This window comes from Roseibacillus ishigakijimensis (genome assembly GCF_016595415.1).
Taxonomy (GTDB): Bacteria; Verrucomicrobiota; Verrucomicrobiia; order Verrucomicrobiales; family Akkermansiaceae; genus Roseibacillus; species Roseibacillus ishigakijimensis.
The window spans coordinates 63,961-88,245 of record NZ_JAENIO010000013.1; the positions used below are offsets into that span (position 1 = coordinate 63,961).

The following is a 24,285-nucleotide window of genomic DNA, read 5'->3' on the forward strand; positions in this document are numbered from 1 at the left end:
TTTCCGCTCAAATTGAGCGGTTGCTCCTGTTGATTGGCTTTGTAACCCGGTTTTGTGAGTTGATTAGGATTGATTGGTTCCGGATTGCGGCTTCTTTCTGACAGCGTGAGTAAAGGCGACGACGCCGAAGCCGAGAACCGCGAGGTAATCGGCTAAGATTCCAGGTTCCTGATCGACGCTGAGCAAGGCCAGCTTCCAAGTGTAAGCGCAAAGAACAAGATGCCAAGCCAGAGTGCGGAGGACACTTTTCATGATTGCTGCAAGGCCGGATGGTCCGGGTTGAGGTCGGCGAGTTTCCGGCTGAGGCCGCGCACATGGTTGGGGTCCTCGTTGTGATAGGCCATTTGCAAGCGCACCGCCAGCATGGCTTCTTCTTCGAGCAATTGGGGAGGCAGCTCGAGCATGAGGCGTTGGGCGTCGCGAAAGTCACCCATTGCCACCAAGCCCTCCACCACGGCCACCACCTCCTCCCCGCTGGGCGGCTGGGGTTGGTCGGCAAAGGTCACGGCGCGGGATTCCGCTGGCAATTGGGAGGCCGCCGGACCATCCACCGTCTCCAGATAGACGAACTCCGAGCCTTCCCGCTGTCGACGGTAGTGATTGAGAATGAGGATGGCCATCAGGGCCGCGACCGCGAGCACGGGCTCCATGATGGTGGGGGTCCACAGCATTCCGGTGATGAGGGAAAAAGTGCGACCGACCGTGCCGGGCAGGTAGCCGGCGACCCAGATGAGGACGATGCCAGCCGCAAAGGCGAGGAGAATCAAGCCACCTGTGCGCAGGGCCAGCCATTGTTCGCGGTCGAAGAATTTCACGACCGACAAGAAAGCACTTTTTGAAAGAAAACGAAAGAGCGAGTTCGGGGTTCCGCGCTCCGAAGCCCGGCGGCAGGGTGGCGGGAGTGCCTCGGGCCGCTTTGGACAAAATTTGAGGTTGGCAGACGGCTCCCCCTCGGGTGCAATCCCGCGATGGCAAAATTTCAAGATCAAGTGGTGGTGGTCAGCGGCGCTGGCCGGGGTATCGGGCTGGAAATGGCAAAGGCTTTCGCTGCCGAGGGAGCCAAGGTGGCGGTCATTTCCCGCAACGAGAGCAGTTGTGGGGCGGCGGTGAATACGATTAATGGCGAGACTCCCGACGCGGCCAAGGCCTACGCGGTGGACGTGGCTGACGGAGCTGCCGTAGCCGAGGTGGCCAAGACCATTTTGGCGGACTTTGGCCAAGTGGACGTTCTCATCAACAATGCCGGCATCACCCGTGATGGCCTGCTTATGCGGATGAAGGAAGAGGACTGGGATGCCGTGCTCGACACCAACCTGAAGGGAGCCTTCAACCTCACGAAAGCCTTCCAGCGTCCGCTCATGAAGTCGGGTCACGGGCGCATCATCAACGTCAGCTCCGTCATCGGGCTCATCGGCAACGCCGGGCAGGCCAACTACGCCGCCAGCAAGGCCGGGCTCATTGGCTTCACCAAGTCCGTCGCGCGTGAGTTGGCGGGCAAGAAGGTGACCTGCAACGCCATTGCCCCGGGCTTCATCGCCACCGATATGACCGATGCCCTCGACGAGAAGATCATCGAGTCCATCAAGGAGAAGATTCCGCTCAAGGAACTCGGCAATGTCGCCGATGTCACTGCTCTCGCCCTCTTCTTAGCCAGCCCCGAGGCCCGCTACATCACCGGACAAGTGGTGGCGACCGATGGGGGAATGACGATGTGAAATGGAGCTCTTTCTCGTTCGCCACGGCAAGGCCGAAGACATCGCCCCCGATCGCACTGATGCCGGGCGGCGCCTGACCAGTAAGGGTTGGAAGCAAGCGCGCGCGGTGGGCCGCCTGCTCGTGGAGTTGGGGCATTCTCCCGACCTCGTGTTGAGCAGTCCGCGCGAAAGGGCTCGCGAAACGGCGGCGGGGATTCTCCATGCCGCCGCCTTACCCGAGCAGCCGGTGGTGCAGGAGTGGCTCGACTTTCACCTTCATCCCGAGACGGTGATGGCCGAGCTGGCCGCCCTCCCGGCCGAGCTGGAGCGGGTGGTCCTCGTTGGCCATGAGCCCAGCTTCTCCGCACTTGTCAATTGGCTGCTGGGCGCGGAAGCGGGCTATTGCGAGATGAAGAAGGCCGCCCTCGCGCACTTCCAGCTCGCCCCCCCTTCCCGGCAGGGCGCTCTTCTCAAGATGCTCGTCCCACCCCGGGTTCTCATTGGGTGAGGCTCTCGAGGGCTTTCCTTTGTCCCTGACCATGAATGGAGCCGAGGCGTTCGCGCAGGAAGCCCCCTTGGCGATGGGCGAAGACCGCTTGGATCTCGGCTAGGATCGCCAAGGCAATGGTGGCCGGGTTGTCCGCCCCCAGATCCAGGCCGACGGGAGCGTAAAACCGCTCCACCCAAGTGGGATCTTCGAGCAAACCACGGGCGCCCAGCTCGGCAAGTAATTCCTCCCGTCGTCGCTTCGAGCCCAACAGACCCAGGTAGCTGTAATTTGCGGGAATGGCGGCGTTTAGAAAGGCCAGGTCGGTGGCGAGGTGATGGCTCATCACGAGCAGGGCCGTGGCGGAATCGGGAGGAAAGCGCTCCTCCAGCTCCTCGGCCGGGCAAAAGGTAGCGAACTCGTGGGCCACTTGCGCCACCTGTTGCCGGGGGCTCTTGAGGAGGCGATAGCACTCCCAGTGAAGAATTTGAGCCATTTCAAAAAGCGGGTTCTCGTCGGCAGTCCAGCCCACCACGAGGAGACGGGGCCGGGGATGGACGGTTTCCACGAAATCGTGGGCTGATTCGGGAGCCCCGAGGCGGGTTTCGGTCGCGTTCGTGCTGAGAGTGAAAGTTTCCCGGTTGGCGATTCGGGTGGTGATGGCCTCCCGCAACCCTCCGGGAGGCAACTTTTCAATCAGAATGGTGAGCTTGCCCGGGCAGCCGAAATGAGGCCGGGTGTCGATCCGTTCGGTTCGCGCCTGTCCGTCGGCCAAGACCCGTTGCGCGACTTGCGCGATGCCTTCTTCGAGACACCCTCCACTGAGGGAGCCCACCGACGGGCCACCGGGGGCAACCAGGAGGCGGGCTCCGGGCTGCCGATAGCTGGAGCCTTCCCGCGCCACGAGGGTGGCTAGGGCCAGTGGGCGGTGGCGGTGTTCCTGCAAAAAGGCAAGAAGGTGATGCCAATCGTTGCTCATAAAGACTGGGGCGCGACGATCAAGCGGTGACTTCCAGGCCGAAGGGCTGATGGAAGTGGCGCTTGCCCGTGGCGCGGCTCAGGGCATTAGTGAAGGCGGCGAAGACCGGAGGGAAGGGAGGCTCGCCCAGACCCGTGGGGTCGATGCCATTATCGACAAAATGAACATCGATTTCCATGGGGGATTCACGGAAGCGAATCATGCGATACTGGTCATAGTTCTGCTTTTGGGGCTGCCCGCCGACAAAGGTCATTTCTCCGAAAAGGGCGTTTCCGATGCCATCCACGACTGCTCCTTCCACCATGTTGGCGGCGGCATCGGGATTGACCACCACTCCGCAATCGATTGCGCTGGTGACCTTCTTGACCACCACCTTTTCCTGCTCGATGGCGACCTCCACGACGTGGGCGGCGTAGCTGGCATGGCAAAAGTAAGCGGCCACACCGCGATGGATGCCTGCGGGGAGAGGTTTGTCCCACTGGGCCTTTTCTTTCACGAGTTCCAGGACCCCGGCGTAGCGCTCGGCATCGTAGTCGTTGCGGTTGCCGACCGGCGCGGTTTTGGCCCGTTCAAAGAGCTCCAAGCGAAAATCGAGCGGATCCTTGCCGGCTGCCAAGGCGACTTCGTCGAGAAAAGCCTGCTCGGCCGCTCCCATAAAGTTGGAGCGGGGGGCGCGAAAGGCTCCGACCGTGATGGCGGAATCCAGCGACCACTCTTCGGCCAGATAGTTCTCCACCGCTCCGGCGGGAAAGCGGTTTGCGGAGCGGCCGAGGGGACTTTCGGGAATTCCTCCAGCCTTGACGGAGAAGGCAATGAGTTTGTTGTCGGCATCGAGCGCGGCTTTGTAATCGATCCGGTAAGCGGGGCGATAGATCCCAAAAGTCATGTCGTCTTCCCGGGTGTAGAGCAGTTTGACGGGGGCTTTCATTTCCCGCGAAATGAGAGCTGCCTCGACTACAAAGTGGCCATAGGCTCGGCGTCCGAAGCCTCCTCCCATGCGGGTCATCTCGATTTCAATGCTCTCCGGAGCCACTCCCAGGCGGGCGATCAAGGCGCGTTGGGCGAATTCTGGAGCTTGCAGGGGGCCGGCCACGAAGACTTTTTCGTCCGTGACGTGAGCAAAAAAGTTGAGTGGCTCCATCGTGTTGTGAGCGAGAAACGGGGCGGTGTAGGTGCTCTCGATGACTTTGGCTGCCTGGGCGAAGGCTTCTTCGGGGTTGCCGTCGCGGCGCAGTTCCCGGGCAGGTTTGGCGGCGGCTTCTGCCATTCGTTTCTGGTGCTCTTCGCTGCTTTCCAGCTCGTCCACGGTGGTGTCCCATTCGCATTGGATGGCCTTTTTGGCCTGCATCACCTGCCAGACGGAATCGCCCACAATCACTACCAGCTTGGGAAAGGCGCTGATATCGAATCCCCGGTTTTGATGGCTGTCGTTGAAGGTTTCGATGGGGAAAATTTTTCTCACCCCGGGCATCTGACGGGCCGCCGTGTCGTCGTAGGATTTGAGGGTCATGCCGAATGCGGGAGGATGGATGATCATGGCGGTGAGCATTCCTTCCACGTGGTAGTCGACCCCGAAACCAGCCTTGCCGGTGACGATAGCGAGGCCGTCGACATTGCGGGTGTCCTTTCCAATCAGGGAAAATTGTTCGGGAGCCTTGAGAGAGACCCGATCGGGGACGGGGAGGGTGGCTGCTTCGCTCGCGACCTCGCCGTAGGTGAGCTTGCGGCCCGTGCCCGGGTGGAGGAGATGGCCTTTTTCGGTGCTGACTTCCGCGACGGGAACTTCCCATCGCTGGGCGGCTGCCTCGCGCAGCATTTGGCGGACTTTGGCTCCCGCTTCCCGCAGGATGGGCCATCCGTGGCGCACCGCACCGCTCCCGCCAGCAAATTGCCGGCTGTAGAGTTCCCGATCAAAGGAGCCTTGCACGACGGTGACCAGATTCCAGTCCACATCGAGTTCCTCCGCGAGGATCATGGGCAGCGAGGTCTTCACATTTTGCCCAAATTCCGGGTTGGGAGCTTGCAAGGTCACTTGATTATCCGGGGCGATACGGATGTAGCCGTTGAACTCAATGGAGCGCGGGGCTTCTTCGGCAGAAGTGGCGCTGGGTTCGGCGGCGAGGAAAACCTGGCTGAAGCTCAAGAGGAGGCCCCCTCCAGTCAGGGTGGTGGCTTTCAGGAACGAGCGGCGGTCGAGGGAGTGAGTCGTGTTTTTCATCGGATGTCGGGCGGTGGAAATTAGAGGGAGGCGCTGGCGGTTTGGATGGCTTTCTTGATACGCGGGTAGGTTCCGCAGCGACAAATATTGCCGTTCATGGCGGCAGAGATTTCGTCCTCGTTCGGGTGCGGGTTTTGCGCCAAGAGGGCGGCCGCGGACATGATTTGACCCGCCTGACAGTAGCCGCACTGGGCGACATCACACTCCAGCCACGCCTTCTGCACGGGATGGTCTCCTTCCTTGGAGAGGCCCTCGATGGTGGTGATGGCCAGCCCTTCCGCAGCGGAGGCCGGGACTTGGCAGGAGCGGACCGCTTGCCCGTCGAGGTGGATGGTGCAGGCCCCGCATTGGGCGATGCCGCAGCCATATTTGGTTCCGGTGTAGTGGAGATGATCGCGTAAAACCCAGAGAAGGGGTGTCTGCGGATCGATGTCCACTTGGTGTTCTTGGCCGTTGATTTTTAGGGTGAGGCTCATGGTCAGGGTGGTCTGGATGGGGTGGAGAAAGGCTCGGGTCCAAGAACGCAAATGCCTTAGGGCCTGCAAATTGTTGGTAAAAAAGAGGAGAGTGGCCTTTTCTTCTGTTTTCCTGCCGGGCATGCTTCATCGGTGACCTATGGAGCAGTGATCTTGGCGGCGGGAGAGGCTCGTCGTTTTGGCAAACCCAAGCAGCTTCTGCAGTGGCAAGGCGAAACCCTTCTCGAGCGCGCTTGTCGCCTGGCCATCACGGCAGGTTGTCACCCGGTGCGAGTGGTTCTGGGGGCCCGCCGCGAAGCTATTGCACGGCTGGCGCTGCCGCCGGAGGTGACTTTGGTGACCAACGAGAATTGGCAGGAGGGGATGGGCAACTCGCTCGCCTGCGGGGTGCGGAGCTTGCCCGAGGTGGATGCTGTCTTTGTCCTGCTGGTGGATCAGCCGGGAGTGACGGTGGAAACCCTCTTGCGGATGAAGGCTCCCCTGGAATCCGGGGAGGCTTCTCTGGTGCAATGCCAGGCTGGCGAATGGATGGGGCCGCCTGCTCTTTTTGCACGTGCTCATTTTTCCGAACTGGCCCAATTGCAGGGAGAGGAAGGAGGCCGGGCCGTTATTCGGAAGCACCTCGAGAGGCGGGCTCTTGTTTCCGCTCCGGAAGCGAAATGCGATATTGATAGCGAAGCCGAGTGGGAGACCTTCTGCGACCAGCAGAAAAGTTGACCTCGCCAAGGGAGCAAAAAAACTCCGGAGCGGAAAGCTTTCCGCGCCGGAGGGGGTGAGGGGCAGGGGAGGCTTCAGTCCTCCTGACCGCAGCAGGACTTGAACTTTTTGCCCGAGCCGCAGGGGCAGTCGTCGTTGCGACCGACCTTCACGGTGGGGCGGCGCTTGGGCAGGGTCAGTTTGACCTCGGGCTTGCGAGCCTTTGGGGGCTCGGTGGACGGTCCGGTGAGATTGCGCTTGGCCATTTGACCGTGGTCCGGAGCCTGTCCGCCCATTTGCATGGGGAGATTGTGCAGGAATTGCTCGTAGGCCTCCAGATTGGTGTAGGAGCGGAAGAGGTTGCCGAGGGCTTCTTCCTCGATGTTGGCCATGAGCTCTTCGAAGAGCTTGTAGGCTTCGTTCTTATACTCCACCAGTGGGTCCTTCTGCCCTTGGGCGCGCAGGCTGATGCCATCGCGCAGGCTGTCCATGTTGTAGAGGTGCTGCTGCCACTGGCGGTCGATAGCGACGAGAATGATCTGGCGCTCGAGGTCGTCGAGCATCTGGGGAATCTCGTGGGCGACCTTGACCTCGTAAGCTTTTTTGACCTGCTCGACGAGGAATTCGGAAATTTCGTCGGCGCTCTTGTCCTCGAATTTGACCTCTTCTTTCTTGAGGCGAAGAGGGAAGGTGGTGTTGGCCCAGCCGATGAGCTCCAGAATGTCGGAGGCTCCTTCGTCGCGCTGGTTGATGTAGAAATCGACCTTCTCGGGGATGACCTTGTCGACGACTTCGTAGAGGAGTTCCCGGGGATCTTCGCTGGTGAGGACTTCGTTGCGGTAGCCGTAGACCACTTCCCGCTGGTTGTTCATCACGTCATCGAAGTCGAGGACGTATTTCCGCTGGCGGTAGCGGTGTTGTTCGACCCGCTTCTGGGCGGTTTCCACCGAGCGGTTGAGCCACTTGTGCTCAAGGGCTTCTCCCTCTTCCATGCCAAAGCGCTCCATCATGTTGGTCATGCGGTCGGCAGCGGCAAAGTTGCGCATGAGGTCATCTTCAAAGGAGATGTAGAATTGCGACATCCCGGGGTCGCCCTGACGGGAGCAGCGGCCGCGCAGCTGGCGGTCGATGCGGCGGGATTCGTGGCGCTCGGTGCCGATGACGAAAAGACCACCGAGCTCGGCGATGCCTTCGCCCAACTTGATGTCCGTTCCCCGACCCGCCATGTTGGTGGCGACGGTGACCGCGCCGCGTTGTCCGGCTGCTTGCACGATCTCCGCTTCCTGGCGGTGGAATTTGGCATTGAGCACTTTGTGGGGAATCTTGGCCCGCTTGAGCATGCGGGAGAGAGTCTCGGAGGATTCCACCGAGGCGGTTCCGCAGAGGACGGGCTGGCCTTTGTCGTGGGCTTCTTTGATCTTGGTCACCACCGCGTTGTATTTCTCGCGGCGGGTTTTGAAGACCTGATCGTTTTCATCGATGCGCTGGTTGGGGCGATTGGTGGGGATGGGCAGCACGTCGAGGTTGTAAATATCCTTGAACTCAGCGGCTTCTGTTTCCGCCGTGCCCGTCATGCCGGCCAGTTTGGTGTAGAGCCGGAAGTAGTTTTGAATGGTGATGGTGGCGTAGGTCTGGGTCTCGGCTTCGATCTCGCAGTTTTCCTTGGCTTCCACCGCTTGGTGAAGGCCGTCGGACCAGCGGCGGCCGGGCATTTCGCGACCGGTGTTTTCATCCACAATGACGACCTTGTTGTTCTGCACCACGTATTCGACGTCTTTTTCGTAAATGCAGTAAGCCTTCAGCAGCTGGGTAATGACGTGCATTTTCTCGCCCTGCTCATCGAGCTTGACGGTGACCTCGTCCTTGCGCTGGGCTCGTTCTTCGTCAGTGAGATCGAGTTGGGCATCGATTTCGGCGTAGGCGCTGGCGAGGTCGGGGAGAACGAAGGCTTCCGGATCGCCGGGGGAGAGGAATTCGCGGCCCATCTCCATCAGGTCGGTGTCGTGGCCTTTCTCGTCGATGGTGTAGTAGAGTTCTTCCTTGGCCTCGAAGAGATCTTTTTTCTGCGTGTCCTGATACATGGCCAGCTCGGCCTTTTCGATGATGCGGCGGGTATCGGGATCCTCCATGAAGCGGAGGAGCTGGCGGTTGCGGGGTTGGGCCAGCTTGAGTTTGAAAAGGGTGCGTCCCGCTTCCTCGTAGTCCTTGTCGTCGAGCTGCTTTTGCGCGGTGGCTGCCAGCTCGCCGCAGAGGGTGTTCTGCTTTTTGACCAGGGCTTCCACCATCCCTTTGTATTGGACGTATTTCTCGGTGGAAGTGGCTACGGTGGAGGGACCGGAGATGATCAGCGGGGTGCGGGCTTCGTCGATGAGAATGGAGTCCACCTCATCGATGATGGCAAAGTAGTGGCCACGCTGGACCTGCTGGTTGGCGGAGGAAGCCATCCCGTTGTCGCGCAGGTAATCGAAGCCGAACTCGGCATTGGTGCCATAGGTGATGTCACAGCCGTAATGAGCGCGGCGCTCCTGGGGGGGCTGGCCATTCTGGATGCAGCCTACGGAGAGACCGAGGTAGCGGTAAAGAGAACCCATCCACTCCGAGTCCCGGCGGGCGAGGTAATCGTTCACCGTGATCACGTGCACGCCCATGCCGGTGAGGGCATTGAGGTAGACGGGGAGGGTGGCCACCAGGGTTTTTCCTTCACCAGTTTGCATCTCGGCGATGATGCCGCGATGCAGGCCGATGCCGCCGACGAGCTGAACGTCGAAGTGAACCATTTCCCAAGTCAATTCCTGGTCGGCGACTTCGATGGTGCGGCCACACATGCGGCGGGCGCCATTTTTGACCACTGCGTAGGCTTCGGGGAGAATTTCCTCGAGATACTTCTCACGCAATTTGGGGAATTGGTCCTCGATCTCGTGGAAGGCCGCCTTCGCTTTTTCAATGGACGCGGGGGTAGCTTCCACTTGAGGAAGATTCGGGAAGTCCGGGCGCAGGGCTTCGAGGCGCTCGCCGAGCATATCCGCCAGCTCCTTGAGCTGCTCCGGGGGTAGTTGCTCAATGGCGCGCTTGGTGGGAGTGTGGAGCGGGAGAAAACGGTGCAGTTTCTGCTGCCAGCCCCGGGTCTTTTCCACCAGAATGGACTCTGGCTCCTGCTGAAGGGCCTCCTCGATTTCGTTGATACGGGCTGCGATGGGCCGTAAGCGCTTGACTTCGCGTTGATTCTTAGTCCCGACGATTTTCTGGAGAGTCCATTTAAGCATGAGATTGTTGCACTGTGCTGCTGGGCGGACTCATACACACGGCAGGGCGGACATGCAAGGGAGGCGTTTCCCTCTTTCGTGTCGGGCTCAGGAAATCAGGCGGATGACAAGCGGAATGCGATGCCATCTTCCTTTGTTTGCTTCCACACAAGCAATGATTTCAAAGATGAAAACGGCAACCAGATAGGGAACGAAGACAACTAGGCCGATACCCAGGGTCACGACCGAAAAGATCCCGAGGGCAATGGAGATAAGGGTCACCGTGATCATATTGTTGATTGATTCCTTGCCGTGGAAATCGATGAACGGAGAGCGGTCGCGGGTGACGAGCCAGAGGATGAGCGGGCCCAAAAAACCGGTGAGCAGAGAGAGGAGGTGGATGAGCATGGCGAGCGTGCGGTCATCCTGATTGGGCCAATCCGCGGATGGAGAGGGGGAATGGTGGGGTGGCAGTCCCGCCGGGGGCTGGGGGGGATGATTGAGGGCGGGAGGCCTTTGTTCGGGTTCCATCATTTCCCTGACCTCTAGCAGCGGGAAAAGGTCTTGGCGAGCTAATCCGCCGGGAGGATAAGGGTCGCCTCCGCGCCGCCGTCCTGGCCGTTTTGCAAGGTCGCGTGCCCCCCGTGCAATTCGGCCGCTTCCTTGACAAAGGTGAGGCCCAGTCCCGCTCCCTTGCCCTCCTTGGGATCGGGGCGATGGGAGAAAAAGCGTTCAAAGGCCCGAGCGAGCGCGAAGTCGGGCAAGCCCGGTCCTTGATCGGTGATGAGGACCCGCACCTGCTCGCCAGCACGCCGGGCCGCGAGGGTGATGGTCCCCCCTGGCGGGCTGAACTGGAGAGCATTTTGCAGAAGGTTCTCGACGGCCGCTCGCAGCAAGTAGCGGTTTCCCATGACCCGGAGAGGCTCTGCCGCCAGTTTACTCTCCATTCGCACTCCCTTGTGGGCCAGGGCCGGGGCGAGTTCGTCGGCCAGATCGCGCAAAAGGTCCTGCAGCACGATGGTCTCGCTCGGGCCAAGTTCCTGCCGTCCCTCCAGCGCGGCGAGGTGCAGCAGCCGGTTGATGAGGTGCTCCGCGCGCTGCACCTCGCCGCGAATGGTGCGCAGAAAGCGCTCGCGCTCGGCCCGGGGCATGTCTTCGTGCAAGAGCTCGGCCGAGCCCCGGATGGCGGCGAGGGGCGACTTCAGCTCATGGGTCAGCGTCTGGGTGTAATTTTCCACATAGGAGCGGCCTTCCAAGGCTTCCCGCATATCGCGCAGCGCCTGGCCGAGGGCATTGACCTCGCGGCCTTTCCCCAGTGGAGGAAAGGGAGGACGCTCTCCGGCGGTGATGCGGCGGGCGTATTCTGCCAGGCGACCGATGGGGCGATAGAGCCAGATGAGCACCGCCCCGATGAGAAAGAGGATGGCCAGGGCAATCACGATGGCTGGACGCAGAATCTGGGCCCGGCGTTTGTGGATAAAAGGGAGCAACTCCCGCTGGGCTTTGTAAACCGTCACCACCCCGACTATTTCCTGCTGGTGGTGAATCGGGGCCCCCACATACATGATGGAGCTGCTGGCATCGCTCTCGCTGACCCGGCTGGATCGGCGGCCGTATGCGCCCCGAAGGCTGAGGAGGACATCATTGAAAGCGGAAAAGTCCTCTCCCAGCCGTTCCCCAGTGGAATCGTAGAGAACCGTGCCCTGCCCATCGGTGACGTAGCAATTCAGGCTCACCCGGGTCTTGGTTTGGCTGAAAATCTCCGCTGAAAACCGTCGCTCCCGTGCCCGGGAAAAAGGGCCGGTCAGCGCGGCCCGCACTGCCGGAGCCAGCGAGGTGTCAGCACTGGTCGCCAGCTCATCTTCTACCCAAGCCGCTACCAGATGGGCGGTATCGACCATCGCTTCCTCGGTGGCCTGAAAAGTTTGCGCCTCCAGATCTTCCAACAAATAGTGGGTGAGGCGGTAGAACCCCAGCGCCAGGATGAGGGCGATTAGGACGAGAGTCAGGCGGGTCAAGCGCATGGAGAACGAGCGGAAAAAGGGGGGACGTTACGCAGCTAAGAGATAGCCCAAGAGGAAGGAAAGGGGCACAAAAAAACCGGCTGAAAAGCCGGGGAAAAGTGGGCCACTGAAAAGTGGCTCCGGCGGTAGGATTCGAACCTACGACCTAGTGGTTAACAGCCACCCGCTCTACCGCTGAGCTACGCCGGATTGTTGTGTTTGGTGAGGCAGTGCCTCGGGGGCGGCGACTCTCCACAGAATCGACCCCTCGCGCAAGGAAAAATTGAAGGTTTTCGGAAATTTTTTTCGCCGGGGGGGAGACGCGCTTTTTCGCTTGCTCATTTCGAGTAGAAATCGCCTCTTTCCCCCACCATGATTACGCTCAAATCCGATGCCAAATATGCCCTCGTCATTCCGACTTCCATGGGCACCCGGCTCACTCCTCTCAACGGCCAGCCTTTCCACTGCAGCGATACCTTCAAGATGCAGGCTACCAGTGCGGAGTCGAATGTCGGTTCCGTGGCCTCCTACCTTGGTTTGCCGGTCAAGATTCTCACCGCATTCGTCAAGGGCAGCCCGGTTTCCCGTTTCATCAAGGACAACCTCGCCAGTCGCCACATGGATTACGAGGGGCCGGAGTTCGATGCCGGAGGGGCTTGGGGCCTGCGCCACCAAATCAATCTCGCTGATAGCGGAGCGGGTTCCCGGGGGCCTCGCGTGGCCAATGACCGGGCCGGGGAAGTTGGTCGCAAGCTTTCCGCCGACCAGTTCGACCTGGATCGCATTTTTGGAGAAGAGGGGGCCCAGTTCATCCATCTTTCGGGGCTCATCGCGGCTCTTTCTCCCGAGACCAGCCAGTTCTGTCTCGCCGTGGCCCGCAAGGCCAAGTCCCACGGCACCCGCATCGCCTTCGACCTCAACCACCGAGCCAGTCTGTGGGAAGGCCGGGAGGAAGAGCTGAGCAAGGTGTTTCATGAAATCGCCAGCCTTTCCGATGTTCTGGTGGGCAATGAAGAGGACTTCCAGCTGTGCTTGGGCATCGACGGCCCGCCTCCCGGAGGGGAAGGCATCGCTGGAAAAATTGATGGCTTCAAGGAGATGATTGGCCGGGTGAAAAAAGAATTTCCCGAGACCACGGTCTTTGCCACCACTCTGCGCGAGGTGGTGAGCGTGAATCTCCACCAGTGGGGGGCCATCGTCTCGGCTGGGGATGATTGGCATGTCATGGAGCCCCGCGAGATTGGCGTTCTCGACCGCATCGGCGGTGGCGACGGCTTCGTGGGCGGCCTTCTCTATGGCATCCTGCGGGAGTGGCCCATGGAAAAAGCAGCTCAGTTCGGCTGGGCCAGTGGTGCCCTCGCTGCGACCTTGCTGACCGACTACGGCCAGCCCGCCGACGAGGAGCAGGTCTGGAGCATCTGGGAGGGCAATGCCCGGGTGAAGCGCTGATGGCCTCTCGCGCTAGCAAATTTTAGAAGAAAAGCGGGCTCCGGATTTACCGGGGCCCGCTCTGTTTTTGAGAAGGGTCGTGCTGCTGGGGGGCGGTTCAGGCAGAGACCGCCGGTGCGCTCTGGCTTTCCAGGAAGTTCCTCATCAGTTGCAGGCCAGTGTGCTGGCTTTTTTCCGGGTGAAACTGGGTGGCAAAGAGATTTCCCCGCCGCACCGCGCAAGGGAAGGGGCCGCCGTAATCGGTGGTGGCGGCCACGTCCTCTTCCCGCTCCGGTTGGGGATAGTAGGAGTGCACGTAGTAGAAGTAGGGTTCCTCGCCCAGTTCTCGCCACATCGGATCCGAGGGATCGCGGGCTTGCACGGTATTCCAGCCCATATGGGGCACCTTGAGACCCACTTGCCGGGGGAAGCGCACCACCCGGCCGGGAATGATCCCCAGGCCCGGGGTGCCGGGGGACTCCTCCGAGCTGTCGAAAAGAAGCTGGTAGCCGATGCAAATGCCGAAAAAGGGGCGGTCCGCCTGTAGCCAGGCGCGCAAGGGATCGACCAGGCCCCGCTCTTCCATATTTCTCATCGAGTCGCCAAAGGACCCTTGGCCGGGAAAGGCCAGATGGGTCAGGCCCTCGAAGTCCCCGGGACCGGTCACCCGGTGGGGCTCGGCCCCGACAAATTCCATCGCTCGCAGGAGAGAGCGCAGATTGCCTCCTCCGTAATCAATCACTCCAAGTTTCATCGCGGATCAGAGAACGGCTTTGGTGCTGGGAATGGCGCCTTGCTGGCGGTCGTCGATGGCGACCGCCACCCGGAGAGCCCGGGCGAGTGCCTTGAAAATGGCTTCCGCAATGTGATGGCCATCGCGTCCCGCCAGCAGATCGACATGGATGTTGGCCCGCAGATTGGAGGCCACCGCGCGGAAAAACTCCTCCACCAGCGTGAAGGGGAGATTAGGCGCGGAAGCTGTCTCGGCCGGAGGATTGAAGGCCAGGTAGGGCCGGTTGCTCAGGTCCACCACCACCCGGGCGAGGGTCTCGTCCATGGGCACGTAGGCATGGCCATAGCGCTGGATGCCGGCTTTGTTTCCCAAGGCTTCCCGGATGGCATCGCCGAGCACAATCCCGGTGTCCTCCACGGTGTGGTGGGCATCCACTTCCAGGTCCCCCTCCACCTTGACTTCCAGATCAATGAGGGAATGCTTGGAAAAGAGGGTCAGCATGTGATCGAAGAAAGGGTGACCTGTCTCGATAGTGCTGCGACCGGTGCCGTCCAATTGAAGGGAAAGGGCAATCTTGGTTTCCGCGGTTTCGCGTTGAATGCTGGCTTCTCGCATTTAGTAATCGGACTCGATCTCCTCCTCAGCTTCCTCGTCCTCGGCTGGCTCCCCTTCGGCCGGGGGATTGTTGATGGTCGGGTCGAAGCGGTCGACCAGCATGTTGAGGTAGCTTTCCGCGACTCCCGCTTCGTCAAGCTGGTCAAGAATGCCCTCCAGCTCTTCCTGGTTCTTTTCTCCGGCCGCAGTCCAGCCGTCGCGATAGAGTTTGTCGGTGACGGGGAAATCCTTGAGCTCTTCCGCCACGTTTTCCAAGCGCTCCCGTTCGGAAAGCAATTGTTCAAGGGTCTCGTTCATCGAGCCCCCATTTTTCGTGTCCACGGAGTACCAGATTTCTTCAGCCTCTTCCTCTTTTTGCCAGAGTTTTTCGTAGGCTGCCTGCCGTTGCTCTTCGGCAGCGAGGGCCCGGCGGCGATCGCTGTCCGGAAGGCGTTCCAGGCTCTCCAAGCGCCTTTCTTCCCGCTCTTCAAATCCATTCAGTTCCCGGTCGAGCAATTGCGCGTAGGTGGCCACGACCTTTTGCGCCAGCGGCACGGCCTGGCGATGCGCTTCCGTGCCGAAGTAATTCATCTCCAGCTTGGAATACTCGCGTAGGGCGGGGATGAACGAACGGTCCTTGACCAGCTTGTTGAATTCCTGTGCCCGGCCCTGGGACTCGATGCCCAGCGCGTCTTGGGCGCGTTCCGCCGTACTCACCCGGCCTTCCGCAGTCTTGACTCCCCCCTCGGCCACAAAGGCGCGCTCTTCCTCCAGCTCCTTGAGCATGCGGCTGGCCTTCGTTCCCGCCGAGGTCAGTTGATGGGCGCTGAGGAAGGATTTGACCTTCTTGATGCGCTCGTCGTAGCCCGCGAGGTCGAGAAAGGGCGGGGCCGGGGTGAGACCGGCAATGTTTTCTTCGAAAATGGTGTCCGACTCATTCACCCGCTCCACATTCACCACCTCATCGCGCTTGATGGTGCGCCGCTCGCGGATCGACTTGGTGATTGCGACGTCCAGAACGTATTCATCGAGAGTTTTTTCGATGATTTCGGCATCCAGCTTGGTGCCGTCCTTGAGGGTGAAGATGTCGGCGGCAGCGGGAACCGCGCAGGCCACCAGTAAGGCAGAGGTGAGGATTTTCATAGGTGTCTTGAATTGCGTAATGGCAATCTTGGTCAAAAAGAAGGTCACGAAAAGAGGAAACTGGTGGGAAGCGCGATTTTCGCCTGCCAACAATTCTGTCTCCGGGCGATTAGGACTCGTGAAAGCCTTGCGAAGTGATTTGGAACTCCTAAAGATCAGTCCCTCTCCCGCAATTCATGAGTGACGAAGACGATCGCAGCCACGAACACGCCAGTTTGGGCGACATGTATAAGGACTACTTTGTCCTCTATTCCAGCTACGTGATTTTGGAACGGGCCGTTCCCCACTTGCTCGATGGCCTCAAGCCGGTGCAACGCCGCATTCTCCACTCCATGCGCCAGATGGAGGACGGCCGCTACACCAAGGTGGCCAACATCGTGGGGGACACCACCAAGTATCACCCTCATGGTGATGCCGCCATCAAAGACGCCATCGTGGGACTGGGACAGAAGGAGTTGCTCATCGATACCCAGGGAAACTGGGGCAACGTGCTGACTGGAGATCCGGCGGCCGCGGCCCGATACATCGAGGCCCGGCTCACTCCCTTCGCCCTTGAGGTGGCCTTCAATCCCAAAACCACAGAGTGGACGCCCAGCTACGACACCCGCAACCAGGAGCCGGTGACTTTGCCCATGAAGTTCCCCCTCCTGCTCGCCCAGGGCGCGGAGGGCATCGCGGTCGGCCTGGCCTGCAAGATTCTTCCCCACAATTTCAACGAGCTGATCGATGCCTGCATCGCCGCCCTCCGCAACCAGCCTTTCGCACTGGTGCCCGATTTCGTCACCGGCGGGCTTCTCGATGCCAGCGACTATAAGGACGGTCTCCGCGGCGGACGTCTGCGGGTGCGCGCTCGCATCACGATCGAAAAAGCCCGCCTGCTGCGCATCACCGAGGTGCCCTTTGGAGTCACGACCAAGGCCCTGGCCGAGTCCATTGTGGCGGCCAACGAAAAGGGAAAAATCAAGATTTCCAAAGTGGAGGACTTCACCGCTGCCACCGCCGATATCGTGGTGCAGCTCCCTGCCGGGGTCGACGCCGAGACTACGAGAGATGCTCTCTACGCCTTCACCGATTGCGAGGTCTCCATCTCACCCAATGCCTGCGTCATTCGCGAGGGCAAGCCGGCCTTCATTGGGGTGAGTGAGATTTTGAAAGCCTGTGCCTTCCGCACACGCGATTTGCTCGAGATGGAATTACAGATCCGGCTCGGCGAACTGCAGGACAAGTGGCATTTCAGCTCGCTGGAAAAGATTTTTATCGAGAACCGCATCTACCGCGACATCGAAGAATGCACCACTTGGGAGGCCGTCATCGAGGCCATCGACAAGGGGCTGGACCCCTTCAAGAAATTGCTGCGCCGGGAAGTGACGCGCGACGACATCGTCCGTTTGACGGAAATCAAAATTAAGCGCATCTCAAAATACGACTCCTTCCGGGCCGACGAGGAAATCAAAGGCTACGAGGACGCCATCGAGGAAGTGGAAAAAAATCTGCGCAATCTCACACGCTTTTCCATCCGTTACTATGAGAATTTGAAGAAAAAATACGGAAAGGGGAGAGAGCGGCGCACCGAGTTGGCCGAATTCGAGGCCGTCAACCGGACCCAGGTGGTGGCGGTGACCGAGACTCTCTACCTCGATCGCAAGAACGGCTTTGCTGGTTATGGCCTTAAAAAAGAAGAGGCCATCGAGCGCTGCTCACGCATGGACGATGTTCTCACCATCTTGCCGGATGGCACCATGCAAGTGAGCAAAATCGCGGAAAAAGCCTTCGTCGGCAAGCGGCCCCAGCACATCGCTATTTTTCGCAAAGAGGAGGACAAAATTTATTCCCTTCTCTACCGGGAAGGTCGGGATGGCCCGATCCTGGCCAAGCGCTTCCGCATCGGAGGGGTGACCCGCGATAAGGAATACAAGCTCACCAAGGGAGAGGCGGGCACCCGCATTCTCTACTTCGCGGTTCACGACAATGAACAGGAAAGTGAGGAGAATACCGTGCTCATTCACCTTAAGCCCGCTCTCCGCCTTCGCAATCTCAGTCGGCCCTTCCAATTCGGCGAGATTGCTATCAAAGGCCGCGGGGTGCGCGGCAACGTCGTAACCAAGCATGCTGCCGATCGGGTGGTGAGAGCTCCCAAAGAAATCGGATGAATTCTCTTGAACACCTGTTCGCGCGTGTTATTTTGTGCGCCATGACAGCGTTCAAATGGAAGATGCGGTTGTGGTGGATTCGGGTGCGGGTTGGCTTGTTGCACAAACGTCTGGCCACCATCCGACGGAGAATGGCCGGTCACGAGCAGAGACTGCTCGCCAGTCAAATGGATCTGCCCCTCTCCCAATAAATTGGTTCACCTCGAAAGGGAGGGGGAGGCCAGGGAAATCTTGCCAAATAGGGTGCTCAACAGGATGGTGACGAGGTTTTTTGTCAGTGTTTGGGAAAGACCCTTGGTGGGCTTGACCCCGTGTGGGCAAGGGATTTGCGGGTGATTCTTTCTTTGAAAAAGGTAAAATTTTTCCTCTTCTGTCTTTATCGGTGAATTTAGGGATGGCGGGAATGGGATCGACTGTTTATAACCCTGCGAAGCATTAGCCATTGGAATCAATTTTGAAGAAAAGCGGTCTCAAAAATCGGACAATTTGCAGGTCCATGATCACGGTAGTCTTGGGAGGTCTCATGACCGGACTATCGGGACAATCGGTGGTTCAAGAAGAACTGGAACGTCGGCGTGATCGGGTGATTGCAGCGGAAGAAGCTCTCATGATGGGAGACGAGGCCTATCAAGGCTCGGATTTCCAAGCTGCTGTCGATAGCTATCGCCAGGCCTACGCCCAGATGCCAGATGGTGATAAGACCTTGCAACTGCGAGAAGCGGCCCGTGAGCGCTATGCCCAGGCTGCCGTGCAAGCGGCCCGGGTGATGAACCGGCAGGGCGACCGGGCTGGAGCCATTGCTCTGGTCGACGAAGTGCTCGCCGAGGCCGTTTACCCTGATTATTTTCCCGCGCAAAAGCTGCGGGCCCAGTTGGATGATCCGATTCGCACCAATCCCTCCGCCACTGCCGAGCACGGTCAGAAGGTCGACGAAGTGCGCCGTCTTCTCTACCAAGCCGAAGGAGCCTACAATCTGGGCAAATTCGACGAATCGACCCAACTCTACGAAAAAGTTCTTCGCCTCGACCCTTACAACGTTGCCGCCCGCCGAGGCATGGAGCGCACCAATGCCCGCATTTCGGACTATGCCGGCAGCGCTTACGACCACACCCGGGCCGAAATGCTCTCCCAAGTGGGTGCGCAGTGGGAAAGCGACGTGCCTCAAGCCTCCCGCAATCTCGACTTGGGCGAAGTTGGCGTGATTCTCGAGGATCGGGGGGCGCAGCTCGATCGCAAGCTGGACACCATCTTTATTCCCTTTGTGAACTTCGACGGAGTCACTCTGGAAGAGGCTATCGAGTATCTTGAGGCCCGTGCCTTTGCCCTTGACCCTGAGGTCATCGAGGAAAAGAAGGGGATGGACTTTGTGCTCAACATGGGCAGTGGCAACTCCCCGGAGGTGGAGGAATTGCTCTCCCGCACCTTCACCTTCACCCTCCGGAATGTTCCTTTGCGGCAGGTGCTCGACTACATCGCCCGTCAGAGCGGAACCGTTTATCAGGTCGATTCTTACGCCGTGGTCATCAAGCCCGCCTTCGGTCTCACTGATGATCTGGTGGTGCGCCGCTACAAGGTGCCCCCGAATTTCCTGAGCCAGACTTCTGGGTCCACTTCGGAGAATGATGATATTTTTGCGCGGGAAGAGAATACCCCCCGCCTTGCTCCCCGCCTGAGCGCCCGGGAGTTTTTGCAAAGCCAGGGAGTTCCTTTTCCTGACGGAGCCAGTGCCACCTACAACGCCAGCTTGGGTGAACTCGTGGTCAAAACGAGTTCCTCAGGTCAGGATGATGTGAGCCGGATTGTTGATGCCATCAACTTGCAGGAGCCCATGGCAGTCATTATCGACTCCAAGATTGTGCGAATCAGCGAAGAGAATCTGGAGGAACTGGCCGTCGATACCGCTTTGGAGAACCTGGCGGCTTCGGGTGACCTCGTTCTTGGGGGAGGCACAGTCGGAAGTGGTCGGCAAAGTGACTTCTTTGGAGGCGATCCCCTGAGCGCAGGTCTCCGCAGTGGGGATTTCGCGACCTCTGGAGATCCGTTCCAAGAGCTTCTCAATCGTGAACGGCGCCAAGTGCCCTCCTCAGTTTCGACCTTGTTTGGGAGCTCTTCGACCCTGCCCCAAGACAGTCGAGGGACTGTGAATTCCGCTCCCGGTGTGCTGTCGGTAGTGGGGAGCGTCAACGATCATGCCTATTCCGCGCTCTTGCGGGGCTTGAACCAGAAGAAGGGGGCGGACGTCCTGTCCCAGCCCTCCGTGGTCACCCGTTCCGGCCAACAGGCCTTGGTGGAAAGCACACGAGACTTTATCTTTCCCACGGAGTATGAACCCCCGGAAGTTCCCAACTCCATCGGCGCAGATACTTTGATCGATCTTGATGCTCAAGAAGAATTTAGTCCCACCTCCTTTTCCGCTACTCCTTCCCATCCGACCGCTTTCGATACCCGTAAGTTGGGAACATTCCTTGAAGTTCAGCCCACGGTGAGCCAAGACCGGACCTACACCGACTTGGCTGTGAACCTGAAAATTGACGAGTTTCTCGGTTTCGTGAACTACGGGGAACCGATTCAAGGGGGTAATACCCAGGCCGACTTCGGATTTAACGGAATTGTCGCTACCGGGCAGACCGGAGAAGTAACTTCCAACGATATTCTGATGCCTTTGTTCAACAACGTTCAGCTCAACACCAACGTATCGGTAGCGACTGGTCGCACCCTTCTCATCGGTGGCATGTTGAAGGAGAGCATTGAAGATGTAGAAGACAAGGTTCCCGTGCTTGGGGACTTGCCTTTGGTGGGCAGCCTGTTCAAATCGGACGCGCTGCGGCGGAAGAAAGAGCTGGTGATGATTTTCATCACGGTCCGGATTGTCGATCCCGGGGGTAACCCCATCGGCGGCGAGCTTCCGTGAGCCAGCTCTGATCTTTCCCTTCTCCCCCCATCTATGAGCGAATCTTCTTCTGATAAAAAGTCCTACTCCGTCGATGAAATGATGGAGGCCCTGCGCGACGGTGAGCGCGAAAAAAGCCGGGAGGGCGAACTCGTCACCCGCGAGGATGGCACCCAAGTCCTGCGGGTCAAAAAGCGGAAACGCCGGAGCAAGCAGAAGAAGGACGAGATCGCGAAAAAAAAGAAGCGGTTGAACATCGTGAAGACGGTGGCGGCCATTGCCATTCCTTTGGTTGTGGGCCTGGCTATCCTGCTCATCACGATGCGTTACCACGCCCCCTCGTTTCTGCAAGGGATCACGGCGAGCGTTTGGGAAAGGACGGGGGCTCATGGTGACCTTCGCAGGTTGAGCCCGCTCGGCACCCGGGTTGGCGCTTCTGTCGCCCGGCTCAGCTGGCCGGATGGACATACTTTGGAGACGCTGGCACTCAGCGAGCTGGAAGGGGACCTGAACTTGTGGTCCTTTCTGACTGGGGACTTGAAGGGCCAGGAATTGAATGCCAACAAGGGTTTCCTGGTCGTTTCCTCCCGCGACAATCGCAAGATCAATCCCCCCAAAGGTGAGCCCATCGCCCTCTCGGGTTTCGACCGCTACACGAGCGATTCCTTTTCTTTTTTCTTCGGCCGCCCCCAGTCACCCTTTCGCCTGCAGGATACCCGGGTGAAGTTTGTTTCTAGCGACTACTCTCAGCAACTGATCTTAGGCGGAGGAGAGCTTCGGGCTGGTTCCTGGGGCGAGGTTCCCTTCAAACGGGGCACGCTGGAGTTCTTCAAAGACCACCTCAAGGTCGTCTCCCTGCGCTTTGAAGAACCAGAGCGACACCTGATTCTGACCGGGAATGTCCATTGGAAGGATAGCGATCACGAGTTGGCAGTGCAAGTGGTGCGAGGAACGTTGGGGAATCTAGCGGGCTTTGGGCTGGGATCCCTCCTCGATTCCCAAGTCGCCAATACCGAGGGAACTCTCCGCTTCCGCAGCTGGGATCCGGCCTCCCATCTCTTCAAGGTTTCGTTTGCTCCCGATTTGCTCACCCTGCGGAATCTGCCTCTGCAAAAGATCTTGTCCGAAGTCTATGGCGATCCCGACCTGGAAGAGTTCGAGTTCCGCCCTTCGGGAGAAATTTCTATCCTGCGTCGGGCCGATGGCTGTGAGATCAGCGGGCTGGATTTCCAGGATGTTGGCCGCTTCGCTTTCCGAGGCTCCGTGTCCGTCACCGGGGGACAGCTTGGAGGCAAATTGGAAATCGGACTGCCCGATCACCGCGAGATTAATCTGAGCCGGGATGCCAGCCAGGCTCTCTTCGCCCAAGGACGTTTGGCCGATGGCTATTTCTGGTTCGAGGTGAATTTGAGTGGCACGGTGAGCGAGCCCGAGGACGACTTTGGCCAGTTTTTGGGGCAAGGGGCCACAGGGCAGTCGGCAGACGACCTCTTCGACCAATTGACCCGCTAGTGCTTTCCTGCCCTTTGATTTTTCTCCTGGGGGCAAAAGTCTTTTCGATCCTCCGCAAAAGAGACGGCCCGGCTCCCGTAGTGATGCGTTAGCCGGAAGGCCCGCATTCTTCCTTTCTTTCCGCGTGTCTTCGCGCTTGTCTCGCTGACGGAACGCCGTCTCAACGCCGTTCCGGATATCCCGTCCTCGTAACCATGTCCCAGTCCAGTCACCATCAGCCCAACCTGTTCGAAGTTTTCGGCCGCCGTCATGCTCCGGCGGTCCCGGCGATCAACGAAGCCTCCCTCCGAAATTTGCAGGAGCTGCTGCATCCTCAGGGAGTTTCTCTGGACCGCTTCATCCTCCTGCGATCACCGCGATCGGGCTACGGCAAGACTCATCTTCTCCAGGCGCTGAAGACCCGGCTCGCCGATAGCCATCTCTTCTTTGCGGTCGAGCCCAGTGGCGGCGGTCGCATCGAGAGTGCGGATGTCCTCGAGAGCGTGCTGCGCCAGCTGTCCCGCATCCTTCCGGCTTCTGGGGGATTGAGTGAACTCGACCTCTTTGCCCGGCGCCTTTTTGCCTGTGCCCTACAGCCTCTTCTCGAGCAGGGCGACATTCCCTGTCACGATCAGAAAAGTGCCCTGCGCGCTCTGGCCGAACGGCCCATCGAGACCTTCGACTTCCACGATCCGGAAGCCAGCACCGCCAGCTGGACCCGCGCGAACTTCTCCGTGCTCGCTCCCCGTCTGGCTGCCGAGTTGAGCTCCTTGAGTGGCGCGACGCTGCGGGGTTGTGCCTACTGGCTCGACCTCGTCTTCCGCTATGCCAGCAGTGAGCCGGATGAGTCCGGACGAGCAACCCTGCTCATCGACGCCACCTTCGGAAAAATCCGGGAAGAGGGCGCGGGAGGGATGGAAGAGCGCCTCCTCAGTCTCCTTGCCCTGCTGGCCAAAGTGCAGCCCCTTTGTCTGGTTTTTGACGAAACCGAAGGCTTTTCCAATCAGCCCGAAGCTGGTTTGCGGCTGGCCGCTTTTCTCGGGCAACTGCGCAATGCCGTTTCTGGCCTTTCCCTCATCCTCAGTGTGAACGATGATGTCTGGAAAAGTGGCTTTCTCCCCCTGATGTCGAGTGGAATAGCCGATCGTCTTTGCGAGAACGAAGTCGCCTTGCAGGACCTTCCCCGGGACTTGGCCGAAAAATTGGTGCAGCGCCGCTTTGGCGATCATGCCCCGGTCTTGATTGAGAAAATGACTTGGCCGGCCCCACTCTTTGCGCGCGCGGTTCTGCGGGAAGGAGCCCGCACTGCTGGCGAACTGGCTCGGGCCGGAATCCTGCCTGCGGATCAGAGCTCTCTTTCCTCGACCCAGGGGGCAGAGTCCCGGTCCGGCAGCAACCTGCTGGCCTCTCCTTATGGCAGCGAGGCCTTGGCTCAAATCCGTTCGACTGCCGCCAGTCTGGTGGATCCGGTGAGTTCGACCTCTTTTACCTCCAGTGAAATAGCTGCCAGCCAAAAGGACGCTTCCGCCTTGCTGTTGGAGCAGACCGCCACCCACTTTTCCTCCGTGCTCAAGTCCACCGCCAAGCCACCGGCCGCCCGACCCGCGGAGGAGAAAGGAGAATCTGCCCAAGAGAAATCCCACCCCGGGGCCGCGGTCAGCGCAAATCCAGTCGAGCCCAAAGTCAGTGGCGAGGAGCCCGTTGCCTCTCCCTTCACCATTGCTGCCGATGAGCATCAGAGCAATAAAGAAGGGGCCGCAAGCGAAGCGCCAGAGACAACTGTATCTACTCCTGGTAGTCCGGAAGCGGAAGCGACCTCGGACGAGGTGGAAACTCTCTTGCGGGAATTCCGCAGCCGCTTCGACAAGGCGTAAACGGAGCGGAGAAACTTTTTTCTCCTCAAAGTCTGCCGAGACGTTATCGTCCCCGCACCTCGTCAGTCCCCATAGTTCAACGGATAGAACGGGGGTTTCCTAAACCTCAAATGGTGGTTCGATTCCACCTGGGGACGCTCTTCGTAAGTTGTTCTTTTTGAGTTAGTATTGAAAAGAGAGTCTCGAA

Annotated in this window: 20 protein-coding genes and 2 tRNA genes; 10 read left to right on the top strand and 12 right to left on the bottom strand. The window is 59.5% G+C overall.

Translation table 11 applies throughout. The features are described from left to right. Positions 1 to 63 precede the first annotated feature (63 nt). Together JIN78_RS07000 and JIN78_RS07005 are read right to left on the bottom strand one after the other, a co-directional pair. Positions 64 to 252, bottom strand: a complete 189-nt coding sequence (locus tag JIN78_RS07000; RefSeq protein ID WP_200391235.1) for a hypothetical protein — start codon at positions 250 to 252, stop codon at positions 64 to 66. Beyond that, positions 249 to 815 (bottom strand): hypothetical protein, encoded by a 567-nt coding sequence (locus tag JIN78_RS07005; RefSeq protein ID WP_200391236.1) that lies wholly within the window; start codon positions 813 to 815, stop codon positions 249 to 251. The genes JIN78_RS07000 and JIN78_RS07005 overlap by 4 nt, the downstream gene beginning before the upstream one ends. Positions 816 to 968: 153 nt before the next feature. Between JIN78_RS07005 and fabG the strand changes: the two genes are divergently transcribed. Both fabG and JIN78_RS07015 read left to right on the top strand, forming a co-directional pair. Continuing rightward, positions 969 to 1,715, top strand: a complete 747-nt coding sequence (fabG, locus tag JIN78_RS07010) for a 3-oxoacyl-[acyl-carrier-protein] reductase (RefSeq protein WP_200391237.1) — start codon at positions 969 to 971, stop codon at positions 1,713 to 1,715. Position 1,716: 1 nt separating this feature from the next. Continuing rightward, positions 1,717 to 2,202 carry a SixA phosphatase family protein gene (locus tag JIN78_RS07015; protein WP_200391238.1) on the top strand — a complete coding sequence of 162 codons (486 nt, stop codon included), beginning with the start codon at positions 1,717 to 1,719 and terminating at the stop codon, positions 2,200 to 2,202. Here the strand turns inward: JIN78_RS07015 and JIN78_RS07020 are convergent. Genes JIN78_RS07020 through JIN78_RS07030 form a run of 3 tightly spaced genes read right to left on the bottom strand, consistent with a single transcriptional unit; the run spans position 2,192 to position 5,854 of the window. Next, complete coding sequence (locus tag JIN78_RS07020) at positions 2,192 to 3,160, bottom strand: XdhC family protein (protein ID WP_200391239.1); 969 nt, start codon at positions 3,158 to 3,160, stop codon at positions 2,192 to 2,194. The two genes, JIN78_RS07015 and JIN78_RS07020, sit on opposite strands and share 11 nt — an antisense overlap. A gap of 19 nt (positions 3,161 to 3,179) precedes the next feature. After that, the gene (locus JIN78_RS07025; RefSeq protein ID WP_200391240.1) at positions 3,180 to 5,378 is read right to left on the bottom strand and encodes a xanthine dehydrogenase family protein molybdopterin-binding subunit; all 2,199 of its coding nucleotides are present in this window, start codon (positions 5,376 to 5,378) and stop codon (positions 3,180 to 3,182) included. A 20-nt stretch (positions 5,379 to 5,398) separates the two neighbouring features. Next, on the bottom strand, positions 5,399 to 5,854 hold the full coding sequence (locus tag JIN78_RS07030) for a (2Fe-2S)-binding protein (RefSeq protein WP_200391241.1): 456 nt from the start codon (positions 5,852 to 5,854) through the stop codon (positions 5,399 to 5,401). A 132-nt stretch (positions 5,855 to 5,986) separates the two neighbouring features. Here JIN78_RS07030 and JIN78_RS07035 point away from each other — a divergent pair, with 132 nt between their 5' ends. Next, positions 5,987 to 6,571, top strand: coding sequence for a nucleotidyltransferase family protein (locus tag JIN78_RS07035; RefSeq protein ID WP_200391242.1), 585 nt, complete (start codon positions 5,987 to 5,989; stop codon positions 6,569 to 6,571). 74 nt (positions 6,572 to 6,645) lie between these two features. On the opposite strand, the gene secA is transcribed toward JIN78_RS07035, so the two are convergent. The 4 genes from secA to JIN78_RS07055 form a co-directional block, all read right to left on the bottom strand. After that, positions 6,646 to 9,813, bottom strand: coding sequence for a preprotein translocase subunit SecA (gene secA, locus JIN78_RS07040; protein ID WP_200391243.1), 3,168 nt, complete (start codon positions 9,811 to 9,813; stop codon positions 6,646 to 6,648). A gap of 87 nt (positions 9,814 to 9,900) precedes the next feature. Continuing rightward, entirely contained in the window at positions 9,901 to 10,326 is a 426-nt protein-coding gene (locus JIN78_RS07045; RefSeq protein WP_200391244.1) for a DUF4870 domain-containing protein, read from the bottom strand. 38 nt (positions 10,327 to 10,364) lie between these two features. Continuing rightward, entirely contained in the window at positions 10,365 to 11,816 is a 1,452-nt protein-coding gene (creC, locus tag JIN78_RS07050; RefSeq protein ID WP_200391245.1) for a two-component system sensor histidine kinase CreC, read from the bottom strand. 114 nt (positions 11,817 to 11,930) lie between these two features. After that, positions 11,931 to 12,005, bottom strand: a tRNA-Asn gene (locus JIN78_RS07055). Positions 12,006 to 12,167: 162 nt separating this feature from the next. Between JIN78_RS07055 and JIN78_RS07060 the strand changes: the two genes are divergently transcribed. Further along, positions 12,168 to 13,244 carry a sugar kinase gene (locus JIN78_RS07060; protein ID WP_200391246.1) on the top strand — a complete coding sequence of 359 codons (1,077 nt, stop codon included), beginning with the start codon at positions 12,168 to 12,170 and terminating at the stop codon, positions 13,242 to 13,244. A 97-nt stretch (positions 13,245 to 13,341) separates the two neighbouring features. On the opposite strand, the gene hisH is transcribed toward JIN78_RS07060, so the two are convergent. The 3 genes from hisH to JIN78_RS07075 are packed head-to-tail and all read right to left on the bottom strand — an operon-like array spanning position 13,342 to position 15,693. Beyond that, positions 13,342 to 13,977 (bottom strand): imidazole glycerol phosphate synthase subunit HisH, encoded by a 636-nt coding sequence (gene hisH, locus JIN78_RS07065; RefSeq protein ID WP_200391247.1) that lies wholly within the window; start codon positions 13,975 to 13,977, stop codon positions 13,342 to 13,344. A gap of 6 nt (positions 13,978 to 13,983) precedes the next feature. Next, complete coding sequence (hisB, locus tag JIN78_RS07070) at positions 13,984 to 14,571, bottom strand: imidazoleglycerol-phosphate dehydratase HisB (protein ID WP_200391248.1); 588 nt, start codon at positions 14,569 to 14,571, stop codon at positions 13,984 to 13,986. Beyond that, positions 14,572 to 15,693 (bottom strand): PTPDL family protein, encoded by a 1,122-nt coding sequence (locus JIN78_RS07075; protein ID WP_200391249.1) that lies wholly within the window; start codon positions 15,691 to 15,693, stop codon positions 14,572 to 14,574. Positions 15,694 to 15,869: 176 nt separating this feature from the next. Here JIN78_RS07075 and JIN78_RS07080 point away from each other — a divergent pair, with 176 nt between their 5' ends. The 6 genes from JIN78_RS07080 (at position 15,870) to JIN78_RS07105 (ending at position 24,235) form a co-directional block, all read left to right on the top strand. Beyond that, positions 15,870 to 17,843, top strand: a complete 1,974-nt coding sequence (locus tag JIN78_RS07080) for a DNA gyrase/topoisomerase IV subunit A (RefSeq protein ID WP_200391250.1) — start codon at positions 15,870 to 15,872, stop codon at positions 17,841 to 17,843. Positions 17,844 to 17,884: 41 nt separating this feature from the next. Then, entirely contained in the window at positions 17,885 to 18,034 is a 150-nt protein-coding gene (locus JIN78_RS07085) for a hypothetical protein (RefSeq protein WP_200391251.1), read from the top strand. 305 nt (positions 18,035 to 18,339) lie between these two features. After that, positions 18,340 to 20,754: an Amuc_1098 family type IV pilus outer membrane protein gene (locus JIN78_RS07090; RefSeq protein WP_200391252.1), complete on the top strand. Its 2,415-nt coding sequence runs from the start codon at positions 18,340 to 18,342 to the stop codon at positions 20,752 to 20,754. A 33-nt stretch (positions 20,755 to 20,787) separates the two neighbouring features. After that, positions 20,788 to 22,245, top strand: a complete 1,458-nt coding sequence (locus JIN78_RS07095; protein ID WP_200391253.1) for a hypothetical protein — start codon at positions 20,788 to 20,790, stop codon at positions 22,243 to 22,245. A gap of 194 nt (positions 22,246 to 22,439) precedes the next feature. Beyond that, entirely contained in the window at positions 22,440 to 24,098 is a 1,659-nt protein-coding gene (locus JIN78_RS07100) for a hypothetical protein (RefSeq protein ID WP_200391254.1), read from the top strand. Positions 24,099 to 24,163: 65 nt separating this feature from the next. After that, positions 24,164 to 24,235 (top strand) — tRNA-Arg (locus tag JIN78_RS07105). Positions 24,236 to 24,285: the final 50 nt, after the last annotated feature.

Coding starts and splice junctions, on each gene's coding strand:
- JIN78_RS07000 (WP_200391235.1), bottom strand. CDS start 252: ATGAAAAGTGTCCTCCGCACTCTGGCTTGGCATCTTGTTCTTTGCGCT.
- fabG (WP_200391237.1), top strand. CDS start 969: ATGGCAAAATTTCAAGATCAAGTGGTGGTGGTCAGCGGCGCTGGCCGG.
- JIN78_RS07015 (WP_200391238.1), top strand. CDS start 1,717: ATGGAGCTCTTTCTCGTTCGCCACGGCAAGGCCGAAGACATCGCCCCC.
- JIN78_RS07020 (WP_200391239.1), bottom strand. CDS start 3,160: ATGAGCAACGATTGGCATCACCTTCTTGCCTTTTTGCAGGAACACCGC.
- JIN78_RS07025 (WP_200391240.1), bottom strand. CDS start 5,378: ATGAAAAACACGACTCACTCCCTCGACCGCCGCTCGTTCCTGAAAGCC.
- JIN78_RS07030 (WP_200391241.1), bottom strand. CDS start 5,854: ATGAGCCTCACCCTAAAAATCAACGGCCAAGAACACCAAGTGGACATC.
- secA (WP_200391243.1), bottom strand. CDS start 9,813: ATGCTTAAATGGACTCTCCAGAAAATCGTCGGGACTAAGAATCAACGC.
- JIN78_RS07045 (WP_200391244.1), bottom strand. CDS start 10,326: ATGATGGAACCCGAACAAAGGCCTCCCGCCCTCAATCATCCCCCCCAG.
- creC (WP_200391245.1), bottom strand. CDS start 11,816: ATGCGCTTGACCCGCCTGACTCTCGTCCTAATCGCCCTCATCCTGGCG.
- JIN78_RS07060 (WP_200391246.1), top strand. CDS start 12,168: ATGATTACGCTCAAATCCGATGCCAAATATGCCCTCGTCATTCCGACT.
- hisH (WP_200391247.1), bottom strand. CDS start 13,977: ATGAAACTTGGAGTGATTGATTACGGAGGAGGCAATCTGCGCTCTCTC.
- hisB (WP_200391248.1), bottom strand. CDS start 14,571: ATGCGAGAAGCCAGCATTCAACGCGAAACCGCGGAAACCAAGATTGCC.
- JIN78_RS07075 (WP_200391249.1), bottom strand. CDS start 15,693: ATGAAAATCCTCACCTCTGCCTTACTGGTGGCCTGCGCGGTTCCCGCT.
- JIN78_RS07080 (WP_200391250.1), top strand. CDS start 15,870: ATGAGTGACGAAGACGATCGCAGCCACGAACACGCCAGTTTGGGCGAC.
- JIN78_RS07085 (WP_200391251.1), top strand. CDS start 17,885: ATGACAGCGTTCAAATGGAAGATGCGGTTGTGGTGGATTCGGGTGCGG.
- JIN78_RS07090 (WP_200391252.1), top strand. CDS start 18,340: ATGATCACGGTAGTCTTGGGAGGTCTCATGACCGGACTATCGGGACAA.
- JIN78_RS07095 (WP_200391253.1), top strand. CDS start 20,788: ATGAGCGAATCTTCTTCTGATAAAAAGTCCTACTCCGTCGATGAAATG.
- JIN78_RS07100 (WP_200391254.1), top strand. CDS start 22,440: ATGTCCCAGTCCAGTCACCATCAGCCCAACCTGTTCGAAGTTTTCGGC.